Source organism: Pseudomonadales bacterium, assembly GCA_024234165.1.
Classification (GTDB): domain Bacteria; phylum Pseudomonadota; class Gammaproteobacteria; order Pseudomonadales; family UBA5518; genus UBA5518.
On record JACKOP010000005.1, the window covers coordinates 149,526 to 170,259 of the forward strand.

At 65.7% G+C, this 20,734-nt stretch carries 21 protein-coding genes, 1 tRNA gene and 2 pseudogenes; 13 read left to right on the plus strand and 11 right to left on the minus strand.

All coding sequences use genetic code 11. From position 1 onward, the window contains the following. The first annotated feature begins 77 nt into the window (after positions 1-77). Positions 78-1,496, plus strand: coding sequence for a S41 family peptidase (locus H7A12_15715; protein ID MCP5322231.1), 1,419 nt, complete (start codon positions 78-80; stop codon positions 1,494-1,496). Positions 1,497-1,601: 105 nt separating this feature from the next. Further along, complete coding sequence (locus tag H7A12_15720; protein ID MCP5322232.1) at positions 1,602-1,844, plus strand: hypothetical protein; 243 nt, start codon at positions 1,602-1,604, stop codon at positions 1,842-1,844. Between the two features lie 10 nt (positions 1,845-1,854). Here the strand turns inward: H7A12_15720 and hisF are convergent, their stop codons facing one another. From hisF to hisB, 4 genes are read right to left on the minus strand one after another with little or no spacing between them, the layout of a single operon-like run. Continuing rightward, entirely contained in the window at positions 1,855-2,628 is a 774-nt protein-coding gene (gene hisF, locus H7A12_15725; GenBank protein ID MCP5322233.1) for an imidazole glycerol phosphate synthase subunit HisF, read from the minus strand. Position 2,629: 1 nt separating this feature from the next. Beyond that, positions 2,630-3,373, minus strand: a complete 744-nt coding sequence (gene hisA, locus H7A12_15730) for a 1-(5-phosphoribosyl)-5-[(5-phosphoribosylamino)methylideneamino]imidazole-4-carboxamide isomerase (protein ID MCP5322234.1) — start codon at positions 3,371-3,373, stop codon at positions 2,630-2,632. Further along, positions 3,367-4,023 (minus strand): imidazole glycerol phosphate synthase subunit HisH, encoded by a 657-nt coding sequence (hisH, locus tag H7A12_15735; protein ID MCP5322235.1) that lies wholly within the window; start codon positions 4,021-4,023, stop codon positions 3,367-3,369. Before hisH ends, hisA begins: the two co-directional genes overlap by 7 nt. Before the next feature lie 9 nt (positions 4,024-4,032). Next, positions 4,033-4,626, minus strand: a complete 594-nt coding sequence (gene hisB, locus H7A12_15740; protein ID MCP5322236.1) for an imidazoleglycerol-phosphate dehydratase HisB — start codon at positions 4,624-4,626, stop codon at positions 4,033-4,035. 127 nt (positions 4,627-4,753) lie between these two features. Between hisB and H7A12_15745 the strand changes: the two genes are divergently transcribed. The 5 genes from H7A12_15745 to dmeF all read left to right on the plus strand — a co-directional run bounded on the left by H7A12_15745 (position 4,754) and on the right by dmeF (position 9,809). Further along, on the plus strand, positions 4,754-6,850 hold the full coding sequence (locus H7A12_15745) for an AsmA family protein (protein MCP5322237.1): 2,097 nt from the start codon (positions 4,754-4,756) through the stop codon (positions 6,848-6,850). Between the two features lie 4 nt (positions 6,851-6,854). Next, entirely contained in the window at positions 6,855-7,943 is a 1,089-nt protein-coding gene (mutY, locus tag H7A12_15750) for an A/G-specific adenine glycosylase (GenBank protein ID MCP5322238.1), read from the plus strand. Next, on the plus strand, positions 7,940-8,221 hold the full coding sequence (locus H7A12_15755) for an oxidative damage protection protein (protein ID MCP5322239.1): 282 nt from the start codon (positions 7,940-7,942) through the stop codon (positions 8,219-8,221). Before mutY ends, H7A12_15755 begins: the two co-directional genes overlap by 4 nt. 80 nt (positions 8,222-8,301) lie before the next feature. Beyond that, a tRNA-Phe gene (locus H7A12_15760) sits at positions 8,302-8,377 on the plus strand. A gap of 439 nt (positions 8,378-8,816) precedes the next feature. Beyond that, entirely contained in the window at positions 8,817-9,809 is a 993-nt protein-coding gene (gene dmeF, locus H7A12_15765; protein MCP5322240.1) for a CDF family Co(II)/Ni(II) efflux transporter DmeF, read from the plus strand. Between the two features lie 322 nt (positions 9,810-10,131). Here dmeF and H7A12_15770 read toward each other — a convergent pair. From H7A12_15770 to H7A12_15800, 7 genes and pseudogenes are all read right to left on the minus strand, one after another. Beyond that, a pseudogene (locus H7A12_15770) lies at positions 10,132-10,329 on the minus strand (modification methylase). Next, positions 10,284-10,616, minus strand: a complete 333-nt coding sequence (locus H7A12_15775) for a hypothetical protein (protein ID MCP5322241.1) — start codon at positions 10,614-10,616, stop codon at positions 10,284-10,286. Before H7A12_15775 ends, H7A12_15770 begins: the two are co-directional and overlap by 46 nt. After that, positions 10,519-10,767: a hypothetical protein gene (locus H7A12_15780; GenBank protein ID MCP5322242.1), complete on the minus strand. Its 249-nt coding sequence runs from the start codon at positions 10,765-10,767 to the stop codon at positions 10,519-10,521. The genes H7A12_15775 and H7A12_15780 overlap by 98 nt, the downstream gene beginning before the upstream one ends. 26 nt (positions 10,768-10,793) lie before the next feature. Then, positions 10,794-11,879 carry a Fic family protein gene (locus tag H7A12_15785; protein MCP5322243.1) on the minus strand — a complete coding sequence of 362 codons (1,086 nt, stop codon included), beginning with the start codon at positions 11,877-11,879 and terminating at the stop codon, positions 10,794-10,796. A 95-nt stretch (positions 11,880-11,974) separates the two neighbouring features. Then, a pseudogene (locus tag H7A12_15790) lies at positions 11,975-12,250 on the minus strand (hypothetical protein). A 309-nt stretch (positions 12,251-12,559) separates the two neighbouring features. Beyond that, positions 12,560-13,072, minus strand: coding sequence for a type II toxin-antitoxin system YhaV family toxin (locus H7A12_15795; protein ID MCP5322244.1), 513 nt, complete (start codon positions 13,070-13,072; stop codon positions 12,560-12,562). Then, positions 13,069-13,398 carry a type II toxin-antitoxin system PrlF family antitoxin gene (locus tag H7A12_15800; GenBank protein MCP5322245.1) on the minus strand — a complete coding sequence of 110 codons (330 nt, stop codon included), beginning with the start codon at positions 13,396-13,398 and terminating at the stop codon, positions 13,069-13,071. Before H7A12_15800 ends, H7A12_15795 begins: the two co-directional genes overlap by 4 nt. Before the next feature lie 777 nt (positions 13,399-14,175). On the opposite strand from H7A12_15800, the gene H7A12_15805 reads away from it, so the two are divergent. Genes H7A12_15805 through H7A12_15830 form a run of 6 tightly spaced genes read left to right on the plus strand, consistent with a single transcriptional unit; the run spans position 14,176 to position 20,729 of the window. Then, entirely contained in the window at positions 14,176-16,284 is a 2,109-nt protein-coding gene (locus tag H7A12_15805; protein ID MCP5322246.1) for a TonB-dependent receptor, read from the plus strand. 38 nt (positions 16,285-16,322) lie between these two features. Then, a complete protein-coding gene (locus H7A12_15810) occupies positions 16,323-17,309 on the plus strand; it encodes an ABC transporter substrate-binding protein (protein ID MCP5322247.1) in 987 nt (328 codons plus the stop codon). A 31-nt stretch (positions 17,310-17,340) separates the two neighbouring features. Continuing rightward, positions 17,341-18,141, plus strand: a complete 801-nt coding sequence (locus H7A12_15815) for an ABC transporter permease subunit (protein MCP5322248.1) — start codon at positions 17,341-17,343, stop codon at positions 18,139-18,141. Then, entirely contained in the window at positions 18,134-18,916 is a 783-nt protein-coding gene (locus tag H7A12_15820) for an ATP-binding cassette domain-containing protein (GenBank protein MCP5322249.1), read from the plus strand. Before H7A12_15815 ends, H7A12_15820 begins: the two co-directional genes overlap by 8 nt. Beyond that, entirely contained in the window at positions 18,907-20,154 is a 1,248-nt protein-coding gene (locus H7A12_15825; protein MCP5322250.1) for an NnrS family protein, read from the plus strand. The genes H7A12_15820 and H7A12_15825 overlap by 10 nt, the downstream gene beginning before the upstream one ends. 53 nt (positions 20,155-20,207) lie before the next feature. Beyond that, the gene (locus H7A12_15830) at positions 20,208-20,729 is read left to right on the plus strand and encodes a nitroreductase family deazaflavin-dependent oxidoreductase (GenBank protein MCP5322251.1); all 522 of its coding nucleotides are present in this window, start codon (positions 20,208-20,210) and stop codon (positions 20,727-20,729) included. Positions 20,730-20,734: the final 5 nt, after the last annotated feature.

The window sequence follows — 20,734 nt, forward strand, 5'->3', positions numbered from 1 at the left end:
TGGTGCCCCGTGCGCGCTTGATGCAAACTGCCGGGCACAACGCCATCACCTGCCCTCGTTGCAGTACCTCACGCACCATGAAGCATCCCGTACTCGCCTGGCAGCACCGCCTCCTGCCCGCCGTGCTGCTCGGCTTTGGCCTCGCGCTCGGCAGCGCCGTCAGCAACGCGCAGCTCGATGACGCCGATTCCACCGCCGATGAACCACAGCAGAGCGGCGAGCTGCCGCTCACGGAACTGCGCGTGTTCGTCGACGTGTTCGAGCAGATCCGCAAGTCCTACGTCGAAGAGGTGGACGACCGCACGCTGCTGGAGAACGCCATCAAGGGCATGCTGAACGGGCTCGACCCGCACTCGGCGTACCTCGACGAGCAAGCGTTCGAGGACCTGCGCGAGACCACGACCGGCGAATTCGGCGGTGTCGGGCTCGAAGTCGCCGGTGACGAAACCGGCTTCGTGCGCGTGATCACCCCGATCGACGACACCCCGGCACAGGCAGCAGGAATCGAGAGTGGTGACCTGATCGTCGAGATCGACGGCAAGAGCGTGAAGGGAATCGGCATCAACGAGGCGATCACGAAGATGCGGGGAGCCAAAGGCTCGAAAATCGCACTGACGCTGATGCGCGAAGGTCGCAGCGCCCCGCTCACGGTCACGCTGACGCGCGACCTGATCCGCGTGCAGAGCGTGCGCGGACGCTTTCTCGAACCCGGCTTTGCCTATCTGCGCATCGCGCAGTTCCAGAACGAGACCGGCGCCGATCTGCACGCGACGATCACGCGCCTGAAGAAGGAAGGCGTGGTGCGTGGCGCCATCCTGGACCTGCGCAACAATCCGGGTGGTGTGCTGCAGTCCTCGGTCGAAGTCGCCGACGCGTTCCTCGACGACGGCCTCATCGTCTATACGGAAGGCCGTGTCGACAACGCCCGTTCGCGTTTCAGCGCCAGCCCCGGTGACGACCTCGACGGGACCCCCCTCGTCGTGCTGATCAACGGCGGCTCTGCATCGGCCTCGGAGATCGTCGCCGGAGCGCTGCAGGACCAGCACCGCGCGATCATCGTCGGCACCGACAGCTTCGGCAAGGGATCGGTACAGACCGTACTGCCGCTCAGCGAGAAACGTGCGATCAAACTGACCACGGCGCGCTACTTCACGCCGTCCGGACGTTCGATCCAGGCACAGGGAATCACTCCCGATATCGTCGTCGAGCGAGCCCAGGTCACCGCGATTGCGGCTGCACCGCGCGTCAGCGAGGCCGACCTGGCGCGCCACCTGCGCAACGGCAACGGCAAGGAGGACAAGGGGCGCAGCGCGCGTGCCAGCGACCCCGCCGTCAGCGATCTGCGCGCGCAGGACAACCAGCTCTACGAGGCGCTGCACCTGCTGAAAGGCATCGTGCTCTCGCGCGGCGCACGTGACTCGGCGGCGAGAGAGCAGTCACGCGCGACCGGTTCGTCATCGCACGACCAATATGGATCACGAATCCCTGCCGGATGATTGACACGACTCGAAAGTTCGTGCGAACGTGACCTCCAGAATCGGAGCGCATCGCGAAAGACCAGGATCAGAAACGCGCTCGCAGATCGGTTACGGATGCAAGGCATGGACACGAATCGCAATGGCGAGTCCGGAACGGTACCCATTCGTACCGACAGGTTCTTCGCCGTCAACAGCGCCTGGTACTTCGCAACGCGCGAAGGCGCCTCGATCGGTCCTTTCGAAACCAAGCACGAGGCTGTCGGGGGGTTGCAGGACTTCCTCGATTTCATCCAGCTCGCCGAACCGCAGGTGCTGTCCACGTTCTACGCGTCGCTGCACTCCGCTGCCAGCAGACGCGCGCACTAGCGGCAACGCATCAGAGCCTCACCTCGACCCCATGCGCGGCCAGGTACGCCTTGGCCTCGCCGACCGTGAATTCCCCGAAATGGAAGATGCTGGCAGCAAGCACCGCGTCGGCATGCCCCTCGACGATGCCATCGACCAGATGTTGCAGGGTGCCGACTCCGCCTGAAGCGATCACCGGTACCGATACCGCGTCGCTGACCGCACGCGTCAGCGCCAGATCGAAACCGTCACGGGTACCGTCGCGATCCATGCTGGTGAGCAGGATCTCGCCGGCGCCCAGCGCGACCATGCGCCGCGCCCACTCGATCGCGTCGAGGCCGGTCGGGCGACGCCCGCCGTGCGTGAAGATCTCCCAGCGCAGCGGTTCCCCGTGAGCACTCACTTGCTTTGCATCGATTGCCACGACGATGCATTGCGAGCCGAAACGCGCTGCCGCTTCCTGCACGAATTCCGGGCGCCTGATCGCGGCGGTATTGATCCCGACCTTGTCGGCGCCGGCGTTCAGCAGGTTGCGGATATCGCCGAGTTCGCGGATCCCGCCGCCGACGGTGAGCGGAATGAATACCTCGCTCGCGATGCGTTCGACGACTGCGAGTGTGGTCCCGCGCTGCTCGTGGCTGGCGGTGATGTCGAGGAACGTGAGTTCGTCCGCGCCCTGTTCGTTGTAGCGGCGCGCGATTTCCACCGGATCGCCCGCGTCACGGATATCGACGAAGCGCACGCCCTTCACCACGCGCCCGCGGTCCACGTCGAGGCACGGGATGATCCGCTTGGCCAGTCCCATCTCAGTCAGCTCCTGTATTCGCATCGCACCACGCCTGGGCGCTCGCCAGATCCAGCGTACCCTCGTACAGCGCCCGCCCGCTGATCGCACCGACGATACCGCTGCCGCCCTCGCGCGCCAGCAGGCGGATGTCCTCGATCGTGGTCACGCCCCCCGAGGCGATCACCGGAATGCCGCCGGCTTCGGCCAGCCGGCGCGTGGCGCCGATGTTGAGCCCCTGCATCATGCCGTCGCGGTCGATATCGGTGTAGACGATCGCCGCCACCCCGGCAGCAGCGAAACGCCGTGCCAGATCGACCGCAGCGACACGCGACACCTCGGCCCAGCCGTCGGTCGCGACCATGCCGTCACGCGCATCGATACCGACGATCACACGCTGCGGGAAGTCGCGGCACAGCGCGGCGACGAAGTCCGGGTCGCGGACCGCGAGCGTACCGACGATCACCCAGCGCACGCCGGCCTCCAGGTAACTGGCTGCAATCTCACGCGAGCGGATACCGCCACCGATCTGTACCGGCAGGTCGGGAAACGCCCGGGTGATCGCGCGCACCGCGTCGCCGTTGACCGGCTCACCGGCAAAGGCGCCGTTCAGGTCGACGAGATGCAAGCGCCGCGCACCTTCACGCACCCAGCGCGCTGCCATCGCGACCGGGTCGTCGCCGAATACCGTCGAGTCGTCCATGCGCCCCTGGCGCAGGCGCACGCACTTGCCGTCCTTCAGGTCGATGGCGGGGATGATCAGCATGCGCTCTCCCTGGTGCGCCCGTCCCAGGCGACGAAGTTCGCGAGCAGTTGCAGGCCCGCCGTATGGCTTTTTTCCGGATGGAACTGCACCGCAAACAGATTCCCGCGCGCCAGTGCCGCCGCGAAATCCACTCCGTAGCGGCAGTTGCCTGCGACCATCGCGCGCTGCGTGGCCTCGACGTAGTAGCTGTGCACGAAATAGAACCGCGCGTGTTCCGGGATCCCGCGCCACAGCGGATGCGCTGCCTGGCGCACCCCGTTCCACCCCATGTGCGGCACCTTCAGCCGCTGGCCCTGTGCGTCGTGCAGTTCCTGCCCGAAGTGTCGCACACGCCCGGACAGGATACCCAGGCAACGGGTGCCGCCGTTCTCCTCGCTGCTGTCCATCAGAGCCTGCATGCCGGCGCAGATCGCGAGCAACGGCTTCTCGTCAGCAGCACGGCGCAACGGTTCGAGCAGACCCCGGCGCGCCAGCCCGTCCATGCAGTCACGGATCGCGCCCACACCCGGAAACACCACGCGCTCGGCGCCGTCGATCAGCGCCGGATCAGCGCTGACGACGATATCGGCGTCGGGCGCCACGCACGCCAGCGCCTTCGCGACCGAGTGCAGATTGCCCATGCCATAGTCGACCACCACGACTCGCTGCATCGAGGTGGCCTACAACAGTCCCTTGGTCGACGGCAGCGCACCGCCGGCACGAGGATCGGTGGCGACCGCCATGCGCAGCGCGCGACCGAAGGCCTTGAACACCGTCTCCGCCTGGTGGTGCGCGTTCAGCCCTCGCAGGTTGTCGATGTGCAGCGTCACCGCGGCGTGATTCACGAAGCCCTGGAAAAACTCGCGGCAGAGGTCGACGTCGAACTCGCCGATGCGCGCGCGCGTGAACGGCACGTCGAACGCGAGTCCGGGACGGCCCGACAGATCGACCACCACCCGCGACAACGCCTCGTCGAGCGGCACGTAGGCGTGCCCGTAGCGCACCAGCCCGGCCTTGTTGCCCAGCGCCCTTGCAAAGGCCTGCCCGAGCGTGATGCCCACGTCCTCCGCCGTGTGGTGGTCATCGATGTGCAGATCGCCTTCGGCCTGTACCGTGAGATCGAACAGGCCGTGACGCGCGATCTGGTCGAGCATGTGATCCAGAAACGGGATACCGGAAGCAAGATCGGCCCGCCCCGTACCGTCGAGGTTCACGCGCACGAAGATCTTCGTTTCCAGGGTATCGCGCTGGACTTCCGCACTGCGCTCGCTCATGTCGGCTGCTCCCGGGCCAGTGGCCGGCAAATGGAGGCGGGATTATAGGGAAGCTGCCCCGGCTTTTCAGCCGGACGATTCCGCTACAATCCAGCAGCACCAACCGGCCGGCACGGATCCACAATCTATGAAAGCGCTGCTGAAATGGTCTGCAATCGGCATTGCCACACTGCTCGTGGTCGGCGTCGGCGCCACCTTCGTACTGCGCGCGCTGGTCGACGAGGAGCGACTGCGCACCACGCTGCTGGAGCTGATCAATGCCCGCATCGACGGCGAACTGCGCATCGAAGGGCCGCTGCAGGTCGCCGTATGGCCCACGCTCTCGCTGGCGGCGAAGGATATTCATCTGGTCACGCCGCGCGGCGCCACCCAGGAGCTTGCCAGCGCACGCGAACTGCGCCTCGGCGTGGCGCTGCTGCCACTGCTCAGCGAGGAGCTGCAGGTGCACGAACTGCGCCTGGCCGGGCTGCGACTGGCCGCAGATTGCGATCGCAGCGGACGCTGCAACTGGGCCGCCCTCGGCGGAACAGGCGCCAACAGCAGCACAGCAGCAGGCACCAGCGCCGGTGATGCCGCCGCAGCCCCGCTTGCGCTCGGCATCGAACGCATCCACATCGACGATGCCGAGCTCGGCTACCGCGATGAACGCGACGGCACGCACGTCGAGGTCACGGGACTCACGCTGACCGGTGACGACATCAATTCGCACGGCGAACCGTTCCGGCTGCGCGGCGAAGCGACGATCCGCAGCGGCACCCCAGCGCGCGAGTTCGTGTTGAACGTGCAGACGGCAGCCAAGATGGACGGCCAGGCGCACACGGTCGCGCTCAGCGATGCACTGCTGCGACTGATTCCTGCGGGAGCGCCCGCGCTCGAACTCAAGCTGCCCGCGGCGCTGCTCGACCTCGACGCCAGCACGCTCAAGGCAGCGCAGCTCGGCCTGAGCGGGACGGGTCTCGATGCCAGCGCCTCGCTGGACGCGGGCTGGGGCACGCAGCAGGGCGCGCGGGCACGCGGCAAGCTCGAACTGCAGCGCCTCGACCTGCCCGCGCTGCTCGGCGCCCTCGGCAGCAGCCTGCCGCCGACGGTGAACGCCGCCGCGCTCACGAAAGTCACGCTGTCCGCCGACTACGCGTACGACTCGGCAAGCCTCGCGCTGGACACACTGGCACTCACCGCCGGCGAGTTCCACGCCAACGGGCGCGTGCGTCTGGGACTCGGCGAGAAGCTGCGCGTCGATGCGACGCTCGACAGCCCGCAACTCGACGTCGACTACTTCCTGCCGCCGGCAGAGCCAACCGCCGCCAAGCAGGCGAAATCGGCGGCCGACAGCGGCGACGGCGATCTGAGCGGCGTCGGCGCCCTGCTCGCGATCGACGGCAGCATCGAAGCACGCATCGGCCACCTGAAGCGCGCACCGCTCGAACTCGACACGCTGCAGGCACGGCTCGCACTCGGCCCCGGCAAGGCGCGACTCGAACGCCTGCAGGCCGGGCTGTACGGCGGCAAGCTGGACGCGAACGGGGAACTGGTCGCACAGGACGCTGGCGCCAGGATGAACGTGGCCGCCACGCTCGCCGGGGTAGACCTCGAACGGCTGCTCGCGCAGACGGCCGACACCCACCGCTTCAGCGGGCGTGTCGACGGTTCGCTGAAATTCGCTGCAAACGGTGCGAGCACGGCCGCGCTGCTCGCCTCGCTGGCCGGGCCGCTCGAGCTCACGATCGCCGATCCGGTGATCAAGGATCTCAGCGTCGAGGAAACGATCTGCAAGGCGGCAGCGACGATCAACCGGGAAAGCCTCAGCGCCCACTTCGAGCCGGTGACGCGCCTGCAGAGCGTCCGTACCACACTCGATTTCCACGACGGCGTGGGACAGTTCCGCGAACTCGGGCTGCTGCTGCCGAACATGCGCATGAACGGCCAGGGCAGCGTCGACCTGCCGCGCCAGCGCCTCGACGTGCACCTCGACGTGCGGGTCACGAACGACCTGGCCGAACGCGACCCGGCGTGCCGCATGAGCCGCAAGATGCTGGCGATCGACTGGCCGCTGCGCTGCGCCGGCTCCTTCGACGAGGAGCCGAAGAAATGGTGCGGCATCGACCAGGACGGCATCGCGAAGATCGCCGGTCAGATCGCGACCGAAAAGGTGCGGGAAAAGGTCGAGGACAAGCTGCGCGACAAGCTCAAGGGCAAGCTCGGCAACTTCCTGAACCGTGACTGACACCCTGCCCGACGCCGACACGGCGGCGCACTTCGCGGCGCGCCTGCTCGCCTGGCACGACACGCACGGCCGCCACGACCTGCCGTGGCAGCGCGACCTCGACCCCTACCGCGTGTGGATATCGGAGATCATGCTGCAGCAGACGCAGGTGAGCACCGTCATCCCGTACTACGGGCGCTTCATGCAACGCTTCCCCACCCTGCGCGCGCTGGCCGAAGCACCGGAGGACGAGTTGCTGCACCACTGGACCGGGCTCGGCTACTACGCGCGAGCGCGCAACCTGCATGCTGCCGCGCGCATCGTCTGCGAACGGCACGGCGGCGAGCTCCCGCAGACGGTCGACGAACTCGCGGCGCTGCCCGGCATCGGCCGCTCCACGGCGGGCGCCATCTGTGCGATCGCGCACGGCATGCGCACGCCGATCCTCGACGGCAACGTGAAGCGTGTGCTGCTGCGCCAGTTCGCGATCGCCGAGGATCCGGCATCCGCCGCAACGCAGCGCACGCTATGGACTCTGGCCGCGCGGCTCACGCCTGCCGCTCGCAGCGGCACCTACACGCAGGCGATCATGGACCTGGGCGCGACCGTATGCACTCGCACGCGCCCGGCGTGTGCGCTGTGCCCGCTGGCAAGCACCTGCCTCGCCCACCTGCACGACGATCCGGCACGCTTCCCGCTGCGCAAGCCCCGCCACCCCGCCCCCGAGCGTCACTGTCAATTGCTGCTGATCCGTGACGCCAGCGGTGCAGTGCTGCTCGAGAAGCGCCCGCCGCACGGCATCTGGGGCGGTTTGTGGAGCTTTCCGGAAGTCGCTGCGCACGAGGATCCCGCCCTCGCCTGCGACCGCATCGTGCGCGTCACGCCGCTCGCCACGCACCGCGGCACGCCGTTTCGCCACACCTTCAGCCATTTCCGCCTGGTAGCCACGCCGGTATTCCTGGACGTACCCGCCGTGCCCGCGCACGTGCTGGAAGACGATCGCCTGATCTGGTACAAGCCGGGCGGTGCGAACCTCGGTTTCGCGGCACCGGTCAAGCGCCTGCTCGATGCGTTGCACGAAGCCACCGATACCAGCCCATGGAGCGAGCAATGAGCCGTAGCGTGTTCTGCCGCAAGTACCAGCGCGAGATGGAAGGACTGGCGCAGCCGCCGTTCCCCGGGCCTCGCGGCCAGACGCTGTTCGAGACGGTGTCACGCCAGGCGTGGCAGGAGTGGATGACGTACCAGACGATGCTGGTCAACGAAAGGCGCCTGAACCTGATGGATCGCGGCACCCGTGCCTTCCTCGAAGAGGAGATGGAGAAGTTCTTCGACAACCGGGAAGTGGCGCGTGTCGAGGGCTATGTGTCACCTGCGCCGCAGCAGGGATGATCGGCACCGACGACGTCCTGCACCAATGCCTTCCTTGACGCCCGGCGCGGCCACCGAGTTAAATACGCGCCTCTTCCGCTGCCCAGATAGCTCAGTTGGTAGAGCAGAGGACTGAAAATCCTCGTGTCGCTGGTTCGATTCCGGCTCTGGGCACCACTCATTCACGCCCAACCGTTCCCGGTTGGGCGTTTTCGTTTGCGGGCGACCGCCGGTTACGGGCGACCGCCGGTCGCCCCTACGGGTGCCCATCGCCTTGGCGGTCAGCCTGCTCGTAGCGGACAATTTCAACCACCAGGTAGCGAACGGTTTTGGAGAGTTTGATGCACGGCGGGCTGCGTCCCTCGCTACGCCACTTTGCAAGGTCTTCATGCTGACGCTCCAGCGCAGGGCGAGTTCGGTTTCGGTGAAGGCAGGTTCGGTCAACATGGCAATCCTTTCGTCGTTGGCGTCGGTCATTACGGCGACGAACGCGAAGGAAGCCAAGCGGAACCCGCACACCACACGGGGTTCCGGGCCATCACCAGCAACGCCGAGCACACCCGAGGCGCCAACGAGCTGATCGACGTCCTGCGCACCTACATCACGTGAGGGCAGCATGCACACCGAGAACCCTTCCAACCGGATACACGTCCACGTCTTCGACAACGGCAACGAGGCCGCCGAGCGCAGCACCCGGGTGGTGATGTGGATCACCGCCATCACGATGGTGGTTGAAATTGCCGCCGGCTGGTGGTTCAACTCGATGGCCCTGCTGGCCGATGGCTGGCACATGAGTTCTCACGCGGTAGCCATCGGCCTTTCGGCTTTCGCCTACGCCACCGCCCGACGGTACGCCCAGGACCCCCGTTTTGCCTTTGGTACGTGGAAGATCGAGATTCTGGGCGGCTTTGCCAGTGCCATTTTCTTGCTGGGGGTGGCGGCAATGATGCTGGTCGGCTCGGTGGAGCGAATCGTCTCGCCACAACCCATCCAGTACCAGGAAGCCATCGTGATTGCGGTCCTCGGGTTGGTGGTGAATATCGTCTGCGCACGGATTCTCGGCAAGGCACACCACCCCGATCACGGGCATTCCCATGGACAGGACGGTCATGGAAGCCACGGCCACAGCCACGATCATCACCATGATCTCAACCTGGAATCGGCCTACCTGCACGTGATCGCCGATGCAGCCACTTCGGTGCTGGCCATCGCGGCACTGCTCGGTGGCTGGATTTTCGGTTGGTCATGGCTCGACCCTCTCATGGGCATCGTCGGCGCCGTGCTGGTCGCGGTCTGGGCGAAGGGACTGATCGCCGACACGGGCAAGGTGCTGCTCGACCGGGAAATGGATCACCCGGTGGTCAACGACATTCGGGAAGTGGTGGAAACGGGGCCAGAGGCGGGAGACACCCGGATCACCGACTTGCACGTCTGGCGCGTGGGGAAGAAGGCCTACTCGTGCGCGTTGACGGTAGTGACTCACGACCGTGCGCTGACTCCAGACGTCGTGCGCGAACGCCTTTCGGTACACGAGGAGATCGTGCATTCGACCATCGAGATTCACCACTGCACCGAGGTGTCGGCCACGGCGGTGGCGGTAATGACGTGAAGGCGTCGGCGATGCGGAACTGCACGGTCAGAGCCCTTGCGTCAGTTCGACCAGATCTTGCGGCAACACATCCATACCGAGGAGCGTTTGCCGGTCGGACGCCGTCATTCGCGGTGCGATTGCGGCAAACTCGATCCGCCAGTCTGCATAACGAGGGTGTGCGGCAAGGAAGCTTTCCGCACTGCTGCGCAGCCCGGAGATCGACCCGACCAGCCTCGGCTGCTATCCATGGCGGTTCCTCAGCGGAACTTAAGGTAAAACATTTTACGTTATCTGCTGGAATCTCATACCTATTTGAATATATTGATATTTCTTGTGATTGTTACACCCTGAACACCTTCATCACTTCGTCGCCCAGGTGGTTGATGACCTTCACCGCGATGCGCCCCGACGCGGGCTTGTCGAACGGGCGCGAGGTGTCCGAGTTCAACGAGGCCCACGCCTCGGCGTCGATCTCGGCCTTCAAGGTGGTTTTCAGCGCCTTGTAGGGGTCGTTCGCGCCGAGGAAGCAGGCGTGGCGGCGATGGAAGCGTCCATTTCCTTTTGGCGGGCGATGCGCTGCTGCCACCAGTCGGTGTGCGCCTGCTTCGCCGCGTCTGGCCACTTGGCGTCCGCCTCGCGCGGGATCTCCCATTCCTGCCATTCGAGAGTGGATGTGGGTCGGGCTTCAGCCCGACTGTCACTGTGGAGTGTCGGGTTAAAACCCGACCTACCCAGCGCGGCGTTCAGTTGTTTGCGCAGGGTTTCCAGCGTGGGCTGGAACTTGTCCCAGATGACGTCGATCTCGGCGTTGCGGGTCCAGATCACGATTGCGCCGCTCCATCGCCACGCGCACGGGTGCCTGCTCGGCCTTGGCCAGCACGGCCTGGTATTCCGCCGTGGGGATGTTCTTGCGGGTGGCTTCGTCGTGCTTGAGGGCTTCGACGCCGAGTGGAGTTTTGGTTTTCCTGGTGGCCATTTTCAGTTTCGTCTCGAAGTTGCAATTCAGGGCTGCGAAATTTCAGGTTCGCCGGCCAGAATGCGAAACAGCGGGATGTTTATGTAGTAGTTGGAGCGGCCGACCTTGCGCTTGCTCAGGAAGCCATCGGCGGTCAACACATCGAGATAACGGGTGGCGGTGAGGCGGCTGACCTTCAAGTCGCGTTGCAGGAACTCGATCTTGGTGTAGGGGTGGGAAAACAGGTTGTTGATCAGGTCCTGGCTGTAGAACTTGTGCCCGGCGCGGATGCGGTGCTTGTAGTCCATCATCGCGGCCTTGATGGCCTGGATGGTAAGGATGCCGTCGGCAGCCGTGCGCTCCACCGCGCCCAGCAGGTAGAGCACCCAGTCTTCCCAGCGATCCTGTTCGCGCACCGATTGCAGCAGGCGGTAGTAGTCGACCTTGCTGCCCACGATGGCGCGGCTGAGATACAGCACCGGAATGTCCAGCAAACCCTGCTTGACCAGATACAGCACGTTGACGATGCGCCCGGTGCGGCCGTTGCCGTCGTAGAACGGGTGGATGCTCTCGAACTGGTGGTGGATCAGCGCCATCTTGATGAGCGGGTCGGCATCGAGCAGGGCGTCGTCGTTGATGAAACGCTCCAGGTCGGACATCAGGCCAGCCAAGGCTTCGGGCGATGGCGGGGTGTAGACCACATGCCCGGCGCTGCTCTTCAGCACCGTGCCGGGCAGCTTGCGGTAGCCGGCGCGGTTCCTTTCCAGCGCCGCCTGGATCTGGCCGATGTGGTTGCCGGTGAGCAGGCCGGTGCTACGAACCTGTTCGAAGCCCACGCGCAGGGCGTGGTTGTAGCGGGCCACTTCCTTGGCAGCGGGTGTCGTGGTTCGATCCAGCGCGACTTCGCGGAACAGCTCATCGTGGGTAGTGATGATGTTCTCGATCTCGGAGCTGTCCTTGGCTTCCCGCAAGGCCAGGGTGTTGAGCAGGATGCCCTGATTGGGCATGGAGGCCGCCACGCCCTTGAACTCGGCCAGCCGCCTGTGGGCGGACACCAGCCGCTTGAGAATGGCCGGCGTCTCGAAGCGGGCCGAGCCCAGGGTTTCGAGCGCTGGCAGGGCGGACATGTTCATGAAAGAGTGGTTTCGTTAACTAGTCAGGCCATACTTGCATACATTTTGCCTGTTTTCTATGCATGTTTTGGTGACCTGCATAGAAAGCCGCATATTCAGAACCGCACTCCGACCAGCATCTTCTCGAACTCCGCTGCCACCTTCCTGGCAAAGTCGTCCTGCATCTCGTACACGTCGGTGAACTCGGCGAAGGCCCAGCGCCCGTATTTGCCGGCCGCGTTCACGCCGGGTACCCAGTAGGTGTCCATGGTCATCTTCTTCACCACCGCATCCTCGCGCCGGTAGCCCTTCACTTCGACGATCAGGTGCAGGGGATCGTCCGCGCCGTGGCCGTCGTCGAGCTGGACGATGAAGTCGGGGATGTATTTGCGCATCCTCGTAGCCCTCGATGTCGACCTGCCGGTAGAGCACCCGGCCGCAGAGCTTCAGGAATTTGGGCCCCATCCCCTCGCTGCGCCAGCGTTCCAGGGTGGCCTCGCTGATGCACCAGCGTGCGGCCAGTTGTTTTTGATTGAGGTGAACGACGTCCATCTTGGTCTCCTTCCGAATGAGTTGGCAGGAGTCCATGAAGGCGCTGTTCCGCCCAGGAGCCAAGTGATACGTAGGCGTCGACTATTCGCCGTAGAAGTTGCGGAGATTGAAGAGCAGATTCGCCGCACTCAGAATGCCGTGTGCCGCTATCACTGGACTGCTGCCGCCCTTGCCAGTGATTCCTGCATCCGCTGCGATTCTTTCTGCGCCTCAGCCAGGAGCTGCTCCCAATCATCGGGCGGATGGCTGCTTTCCAGCATCTTGCGGAACACCCGGTAGGCGTCGTCGCTACTTTCGCAGGCGCGTTTCGTATCTTCGTCATTCACCCATGCGTAGACGATCACCTTGCTTGGTGCGTGGTAGCGGAAAAATAGTCGGTACTGCTGGAAGAACTTGGCCCGAAACCAGTGCTTGTGATTGTCACCGAGCGTCCCACCCTGGCGGTATTCCGGTCGCGTCGGATCTTGCGGGATGACATCGAACGCCAGTTTGGTGATCGCGGCTAGCCGTTTGCTGGCGTTCTTTTTTACGTACCCGACCGGGTCCTTCTGCTTCAGGGTCTCTACCTGCCGCGCCAGCGCTTCGATCTGCGCCAGGAACAGTGGATGGGCGAAGACCGTCCAGCCATGAATGACCAACGGCTCAGGCTTCCCTGCGCTCATTCATCGTCTTCCGGCAGGGCGGCATCGAGATCGACATCGACGCCGCCGACCAGCGCCTGGATGCGTTGGACGAGGCCGGCATCCACAGCTTGCAGCCGCTCGGGATGGCGAGTGATGTCGGCGGCCAGGAAGCCGAGGAACTGACCGAGCACCGGGTCGTCACCGTCCGATGCTTCGACGCGCGTCAGCACCACCTCTCCGCTGGGGCGAATGGTGTAGTGGATCTTGTCGCGCTTGCCCAGCTTGAGGGCACGACGCACGGTTTCCGGCACCGTGGTCTGGTAGCGATCGGTGAGTGTGGATTCGACTTCGAGGGTCGCAGCCATGGCAGTCTCCTGCGGATCTGGGTTGATGCCTGAATAGTAATGCAGTCGCATTGTCTTGCCAATGCAGTTGCATTGCCTTCAAGAACACCCGGCTCGAATAGGTGTAAATGGGTGTGCTTTTGGTCGGGACGACGGACGCGGGTTCGATTCCCAAACCGGAATTGAACTGGCGCCGGAAAGCAGGCGAGGTTGAGTGGCCTTTCCGGGCACCAATCAGCGCGAAAAACCCGCTTGATCGTCCACGGCTGAGGCCGTACCGGCAGACTTTTCGATCCGGTTCGCACAAGTTCGCAGCAGCCCGCAGCGCTTCGATTGCGTACTTTCAGATAGTCGTTTGATGCGGGGTACCATCCCACCAGGGTCAGGGTGTCGCGATCAGCTTCTGCCACGGAGGCGCCCGTGCAGGCGTCGAATCCGGATTGCCAAGTCTTGCAAATTCTCCCGCATTATAGTGATGCCGGCTGCCCGAGATCGCTCTGCAAGGAAATGGCGCGGACGACACCTTCGCACCGGTGGGACGCCGTGAATGCATCCCTGCAGGCTCGAGTGCCGCATCCCTGCGGCACACCAGACCCTTTGACATGGGTATCGACTCGAACAATAATGCGAACGATTCGCGTTAACGTAGTTGTTCCGTCTGCTGCTTTCCTCTTTGGCGAGCCGGTTCCCTCCGCACCCTGACCACGACTGCCCGCGCGCGACAGCGACTCCCCCACCCCCCCTGGATCGACGAGGACCGAATCGATGCGCCACCCGGCCGTGACGAAGATTTTTTCGATGAGCGGCGCCCGCCGCCCGGCGCGACTGGCGCTGGCGATCGCGGCCAGCGTCCTGCCGGCGACGCTACTGGCGCAAACGGTCGAGTTCGAACTCCCGCCGATGCACGTGACCGCCAAGGGCTACGCCGCCGACGAGAACCAGACGCCCATATCCACCACGTCGATCGAGCGTGACCAATTGCTGCAGCGCAATGCACAGAACCTCGGCGACGCCTTGCGCGGCGAACCCGGGCTTGCGATCGCCAGTGATGGCGCGCAGGGGCAGAACCCGGTCATCCGCGGCCTGAAGAAGGAAAGCGTGGTGCTGCTGGTCGACGGCATGCGGCTGAATTCCGCGCAACCGGCAGGCGCCGTCGGCTCGTTCATGTCGCTCGGCCTGGCCGAACGCGTCGAGGTGGTCAAGGGGCCGGCATCGGTGCTGTACGGCACCGGCGCACTCGGCGGGGTGGTGAACGTGCTGTTGCCACAGGCTCGCTTCGAACCCGGCTCGGAAGTCTCCACGATCGCCAGTTGGGACAGCGCCAGCCGTGGCGTGCGCGGCACCGGACTGCTGAACGCCTCGAGCGGCGACCACGCGCTGATGCTGGGTGCTTCGCTGGCGCGCATCGAGGACTATCGCGCGCCAGATGGGCGGGTGCGGCGCACCGGTTACGATTCGGACAGCTTCATCGGCCAGTACCGCCTGCGCATCGACGCCGCGCAGCAGTTGCGCGTATCGCTGCAACAGCATGTCGATGAAGACGTGTGGTATCCGGGCTCGACCAAACCGTTTACCCATCCGATGCCGGGAGTTGCCGCCGCAGTGGCCAGCACCACCATCCACTCGCCACGGCAGACCCGCGAACTGGCAGAGCTCGGCTACAGCTACCAGGGCTCCGGCGAACGCCCGCTGAACCTTGACCTGCGCGTCTACCGGCAGGAAATGGAGCGCACCATCTACGCCTGGTCGAACCGCTTGCTGCGCGACATCACGACGACCCGGGTGAGCTTCAGCACCGACGGGTTCGATGCGCGCGGCGACTGGCAGGCGCACGCGCAACACCTCGTTTCGTTCGGCACCAACCTGTGGCAGATGGACGCCTCCCCAAAGCGCCTCAACGCCATACCGCCGAACAGCACCAACTTCCAGCGCACCGACCCGTTTACGGACGGGCGCATCCGCGCGCTTGGCGTCTACGTACAGGATGACATGCACTTTGGCCGCCTCGACGTCCTTGCTGCACTGCGTCACGACACGGTCAAGGGTGACGCCGACTCCATCGCCAACTCGGCCAACCCGCTCGGCCCGCGCCGGAGCACCGACCTGGACCGGCGCGACAACGCCTTTTCCGGCAGCCTGGGTGCCGTCTATGAGGTTTCATCGCTGTTGCGACCCTACGCCAACCTGTCACGCGGCTTTCGCGCCGGCGAGATGCGCGAGCGTTACGAATCGTCGCCGCGCGGTGACGGCTATTTCTACGTCGGCAACCCGCAGACCAAACCGGAGATCGCCACCCAGATCGAAATCGGCCTGAAGGGACAGAACGAGGCATTCGCTTACGAACTGGCACTGTGGCGCAATCGCATCACGGACTACATGTCGGGCCTCGACATCTCCGGCACCCCCCGCGCCGCCGCCCTGTGCGGGCCGAACGCCGGCGCCTGCAAGGAAACGGTGAACATCAGCAAGGTGACCCTGCATGGCTTCGAAGCGCAAGCGCGCTGGGAAGTCACCCCGGACCACACGCTGAAGGCGAACCTGTCGCTGGTACGCGGCAGGAACGATGCGCTGCACGAACCGCTGTTCCAGATGCCTGCCGATGAACTCGGTCTCGGCTGGGAAGGCCACGTCGCACCGGGCTGGACACTGGATGCCAGCGCGCGCTTCGTGCGCCGGCAGAACCGGCTGGCAACGGTTTTCTCGCGTGGCAGCGAGAACCGCACGAGCGGCTACGCCACCTTCGATATGGGAGCCAACTGGCGTTACGCGCAGAACCAGTCGCTGCACATCGGCGCCAAAAACCTGTTCGACCGGTCGTATCATGAGCACCTGACCGAGGGAATCAGCGGCCAGGAAATCGATATGCCCGGACGCGGCCTGGTGCTCGCGTGGAAAGGAGACTTCTGATGTTCCAGCTTCGCCGCCTCGTCACCGCCAGCCTGCTGCTGCTCGCTGCGCTGCCTTCCGTCGGCGCACTGGCTGCCGGCGGGCGAGTGCCGAAGCTCGTGCTCGCCGGCCCGTTTGCGGCGGTCTCGTATCCGCTCATCCACATCGTCGAGAGCGGCGCACTGAAGGACCTCGCCGACGAGGCCGAATTCCGCGTCTGGAAGAACCCGGACCAGTTGCGCGCGATGGCCGTCGACACCCGATCCGGCGTCGACTTCATCGCGATGCCGTCGAACGTCGCGGCCAACCTCTACAACCGCGGCGTGAAGCTGCGCCTGATCAACGTCTCCACCTGGGGCGTGCTGTGGCTGGTCTCGCGCGATCCGAACCTGAAGACGCTGGAAGACTTCAGGGGCAAGGAAGTGGTGATGCCGTTTCGCGCCGACATGCCGGACATCGTGTTCCAGACGCTCGCGGCCAAGGCAGGGCTGGACGCACGCCACGATTTCACGCTGCGCTACGTCGCCTCCCCGATGGACGCCATGCAACTGCTGATCATGCGCCGTGCCGACCACGCCGTACTCGCCGAGCCGGGCGTCTCGATGGCGTTGCGCAAGACCCACTCGTTCCCGATCAGCATCATCGCGCCGGAGCTGTACCGCAGCGTCGACCTGCAGCAGGAGTGGGGACGCCTGTTCGACCGCCCGGCACGCATCCCGCAGGCCGGCGTAGTCGCGATGGGCCGGGTGCTCGACAACCCGGTATTGATCGAGCGTATCCAGAAGGCCTACGCGGATTCGCTCGCCTGGTGCGAGGCCGACCCCGACGCCTGCGGCGTCATGGCAGTGAAATATGCAGACATCCTCACGCCGGAGGCGATTGCCGATTCGGTGCGCACCGACCAGACCGCCTTCGTGACGGCACGCGACGCGCGGCCCGAACTCGAGTTCTTCTACAGCCAGCTCGCTGCGCGCCAGCCGGCGCTGATCGGCGGCAAGCTGCCGCCCGCCGACTTCTACCACGGCGCAGGCGACGACGGGAAATGAGTGGTCGCAGGTCGGCACGGCGGACCATCCGATGAGCCTGCTCCGAGCCTGGCTCGCCGGCCTGCCCGCCTACGTCTGGAGCGGCTGGGGCGCCGTCGCCAGCCTGCTGCTGCTGGTCGCGGCGTGGGAAGCGGGCAGCGCGGTCTACGGTCCGCTGATCCTGCCCGACCCTGCGACCACCTTCGTGACCCTCGTCGAGCTCACGAAAAACGGCACTGCGTGGCCGGAAATCGCCGTTACCACGCGCCGTGCGCTGAGTGGACTGGCGCTCGCGGTCAGCACCGGCAGCCTGCTCGGGCTTGCGGCCGGGGTCTCGATGACCGCATCGATGATGGCGCGCCCGCTGGTCACCGTGCTGCTCGGCACCCCGCCGATCGCCTGGCTGGTGCTGGCGATGCTGTGGTTCGGCACCGGCGACGGCACGCCGGTGTTCACGGTCTTCATCGCCTGCTTTCCGATCGTCTTCGTCGGCGCCCTGCAGGGAGCACGCACGCTCGACCTGCATCTCCGGGACATGGCGCTGGTGTTCCGGCTACCGCTTCGCATGAAGATCCTCGATCTGTACCTGCCGCACGTGGTGTCGTACCTGTTTCCGGCGTGGATCACCGCGCTCGGCACGGCGTGGAAGGTCGTCGTGATGGCCGAACTGCTGTCGTCGAACGACGGTGTGGGCGCGGCACTGGCGGTGAGTCGCGCCCAGCTCGACACCGCCGCGACGCTGGCCTGGGTGGGCGCGGTCGTCGGGCTGCTGCTCGCGGTCGAGTACCTGGTGCTCGAGCCAATCAAGCGCGAAGTCGAACGTTGGCGCGAAGTGCCGCATGAACCTGCCTGAACTGCGCCTGAGCGGCGTGGCGCACGCCTACGCGATCCGCAAGGTCATCGAGAACGTCGACCTGCAACTGCCGGCGGGGCGCGTGCTCGCGCTGGTCGGCCCCTCCGGTTGCGGCAAGACCACGCTGCTGCACCTCGCGGCCGGGCTGCTGACCCTGCGCACCGGTACGATCAGCAGCGGCTTTCGCAACCCGGCGGTGATGTTCCAGCAGCCGCGCCTGCTGCCGTGGAAAACGACCCGCGACAACATCGCGCTCGGCCTGAAGGCAGCAGGACTGGCGCGCGCCGAGTGCAGCAGCCGTGCGCTGGCGATGGGGCGGGCGGTCGGACTCGACGCCGAGGCGCTCGGCCAGTTTCCGCACGCGCTCTCCGGCGGCATGCAGAGCCGCGCCGCACTGGCGCGTGCGCTGGTGCTGGAACCGGACCTGCTCCTGATGGACGAACCCTTCTCGGCGCTCGACATAGGCCTGAAGGCACAGTTGCACCGTCTGCTGCTCGACCACCAGGCGCGACGCAACCTGGCGGTGCTGATGATCACGCACGACCTGATGGAAGCAGTGCGCCTGGCCGACAGCGTGCTCGTGATGGCGAGCGATCCGGGGCGGATCGCCGAGCGCATCGGAATCGATACCCCGGCGCTCGCACGCGACGACGCCTTCGTCCACCGCACCACGGCGGAACTGCTGCAGTCGCAGGTGGTGCGCGCGTGTTTCGGTCTCGAAGCCGCCCCGCAAGCCACCGTTGCCGGCACCCGCTCCGGGGTGGTGTGCACGTGAAGGCGGGGTTGCTGCAGGATCATCCGCTATGGCTGTGCGGCTTTCGCCCGTTCTTCCTGCTGGCAGCCGCCGGCATTCCGCTCTTCATCGCGCTGTGGCTGGGCTTCCTGCTGTTCGGCCTGCCGCTGCCGGCAGTGGCGGGTGGCCCCTTCGTCTGGCATGCGCACGAGTTGATCTTCGGCGTGGCACTTGCGGCCGTCACCGGCTTTGCCTTGACGGCGATCCCCGAATTCACGGCTACGCCCGATTTCAGCCGCCGCGCCGTGCAGCGCCTCGTCGTGCTGTGGCTGCTCGGTCGCGTCGGCTTCTGGAGCAGCGGACTGCTTGGCCTGCCTGCACTGTTGCTGGCAGCGAGCGCTCACCTCGGCTTGCTGGGCTACCTCGGCCTCCTGCTGCTGGCGCGCCTGTGGCGCGATCCGGGCCGGCGCCATCTGTCGTTCGCGTGGTCGATCGCTGCGCTGATCGGCTGTGTCACCGGCTTCTACGCCGCAGCGGTTGCCGGCACCGATCCGTTGCGTTGGCTGCACGCGACGCTCGGCGTGCTGATGATCCTGATCGTCGTTGCGCTCAGCCGCATCTCGATGCGCATCGTCAACGCCGCGATCGAGGAGCGGGCCGGCAACACGGAAGCCGGCGACGAATACCGCGCGCGTCCGCCACGGCGCAACCTCGCGATCGTCTGCATCGGCCTGCACACGGCGGTCGGGCTGCTCGTACCCGAGGCGCGCATCGGCGGCTGGCTCGCGCTCGCGAGCGCGGCAGCCCTGTTCAACCTGCTGAACGACTGGCATGTGGGACGGGCGCTGTGGCGCCGCTGGCCGCTGATGCTCTACGCCATCTACCTCTTCATGGCTGCGGGCTACGCGCTGATGGGCTGCGCGATCATTCTGGACGGCAACTACTTCAGCGCCGGGCGCCACCTTGCCGCGCTCGGCGCAATGGGGCTCGCGATCCATGCCGTGCTGTGCATCGCTGGCCGCCAGCACTGTGGCTACCCGCTCGATGAGCGCTCGTGGGTACCGATCGGCGCCTGGCTGATCGGCCTCGGTGCGCTCGCACGTGCGGCCACCGTGCTGCCCGGCGCACCGACCGGCTTTTTGTTCGGTCTTGCCGGTCTCGCCTGGGGCGGAGCCTTCGTCAGCTATCTATGGCATATGGCGCCGCTGCTGCTCGGCCCGCGCCCCGACGGCGGCAGCGGCTGCGAGGGCGTCATTTCCGCCGGCGACGTGGCAAACTGAGCCGGCCGTACAAGCGATCTGCATACACGACACATTTGCCCGGAGAAGACGCCATGAGTCATGAAAAGCCCCTGAGTGAACTCGTGAAGCCTGACTGGATCAGCGCCCCCGACTGGCAGGCGACGCTGGAGAAGGTCGGGTCACTGGAGCGCATCCGCGCCGACGCGCGGGCGCACGTCGCGACCTACCTGGCGACCAACGGCGAGGACGGTTACCACCAGGAGCTCGCACCGCTCCCGTGCCTGCTGATCACGACGATCGGCCACCAGAGTGGCAAGCAGGCGATCACGGCGCTGAACTTCCTGCTGCTGGACCGGAAGTACTACGTGGTCGGCTCGCTTGCCGGTATCGGGACCGACCCGGTGTGGGCGAGGAACCTGAAGCACACGCCGCAGGCGTGGGTGCAGGTGAAGGACCAACGCTGGGAGGCCGATGTTCACCAGCTCGATGACGCGGAACGCGCGGTGATCTGGCCGACGCTGGTGAAGACGATGCCGCTGTGGGAAGTATTCCAGCAGCGCACGGACCGGCCGTTCCCGGTGTTTGCCCTCAGCCCGAAGGCGAACCAGGGCTGAGACGG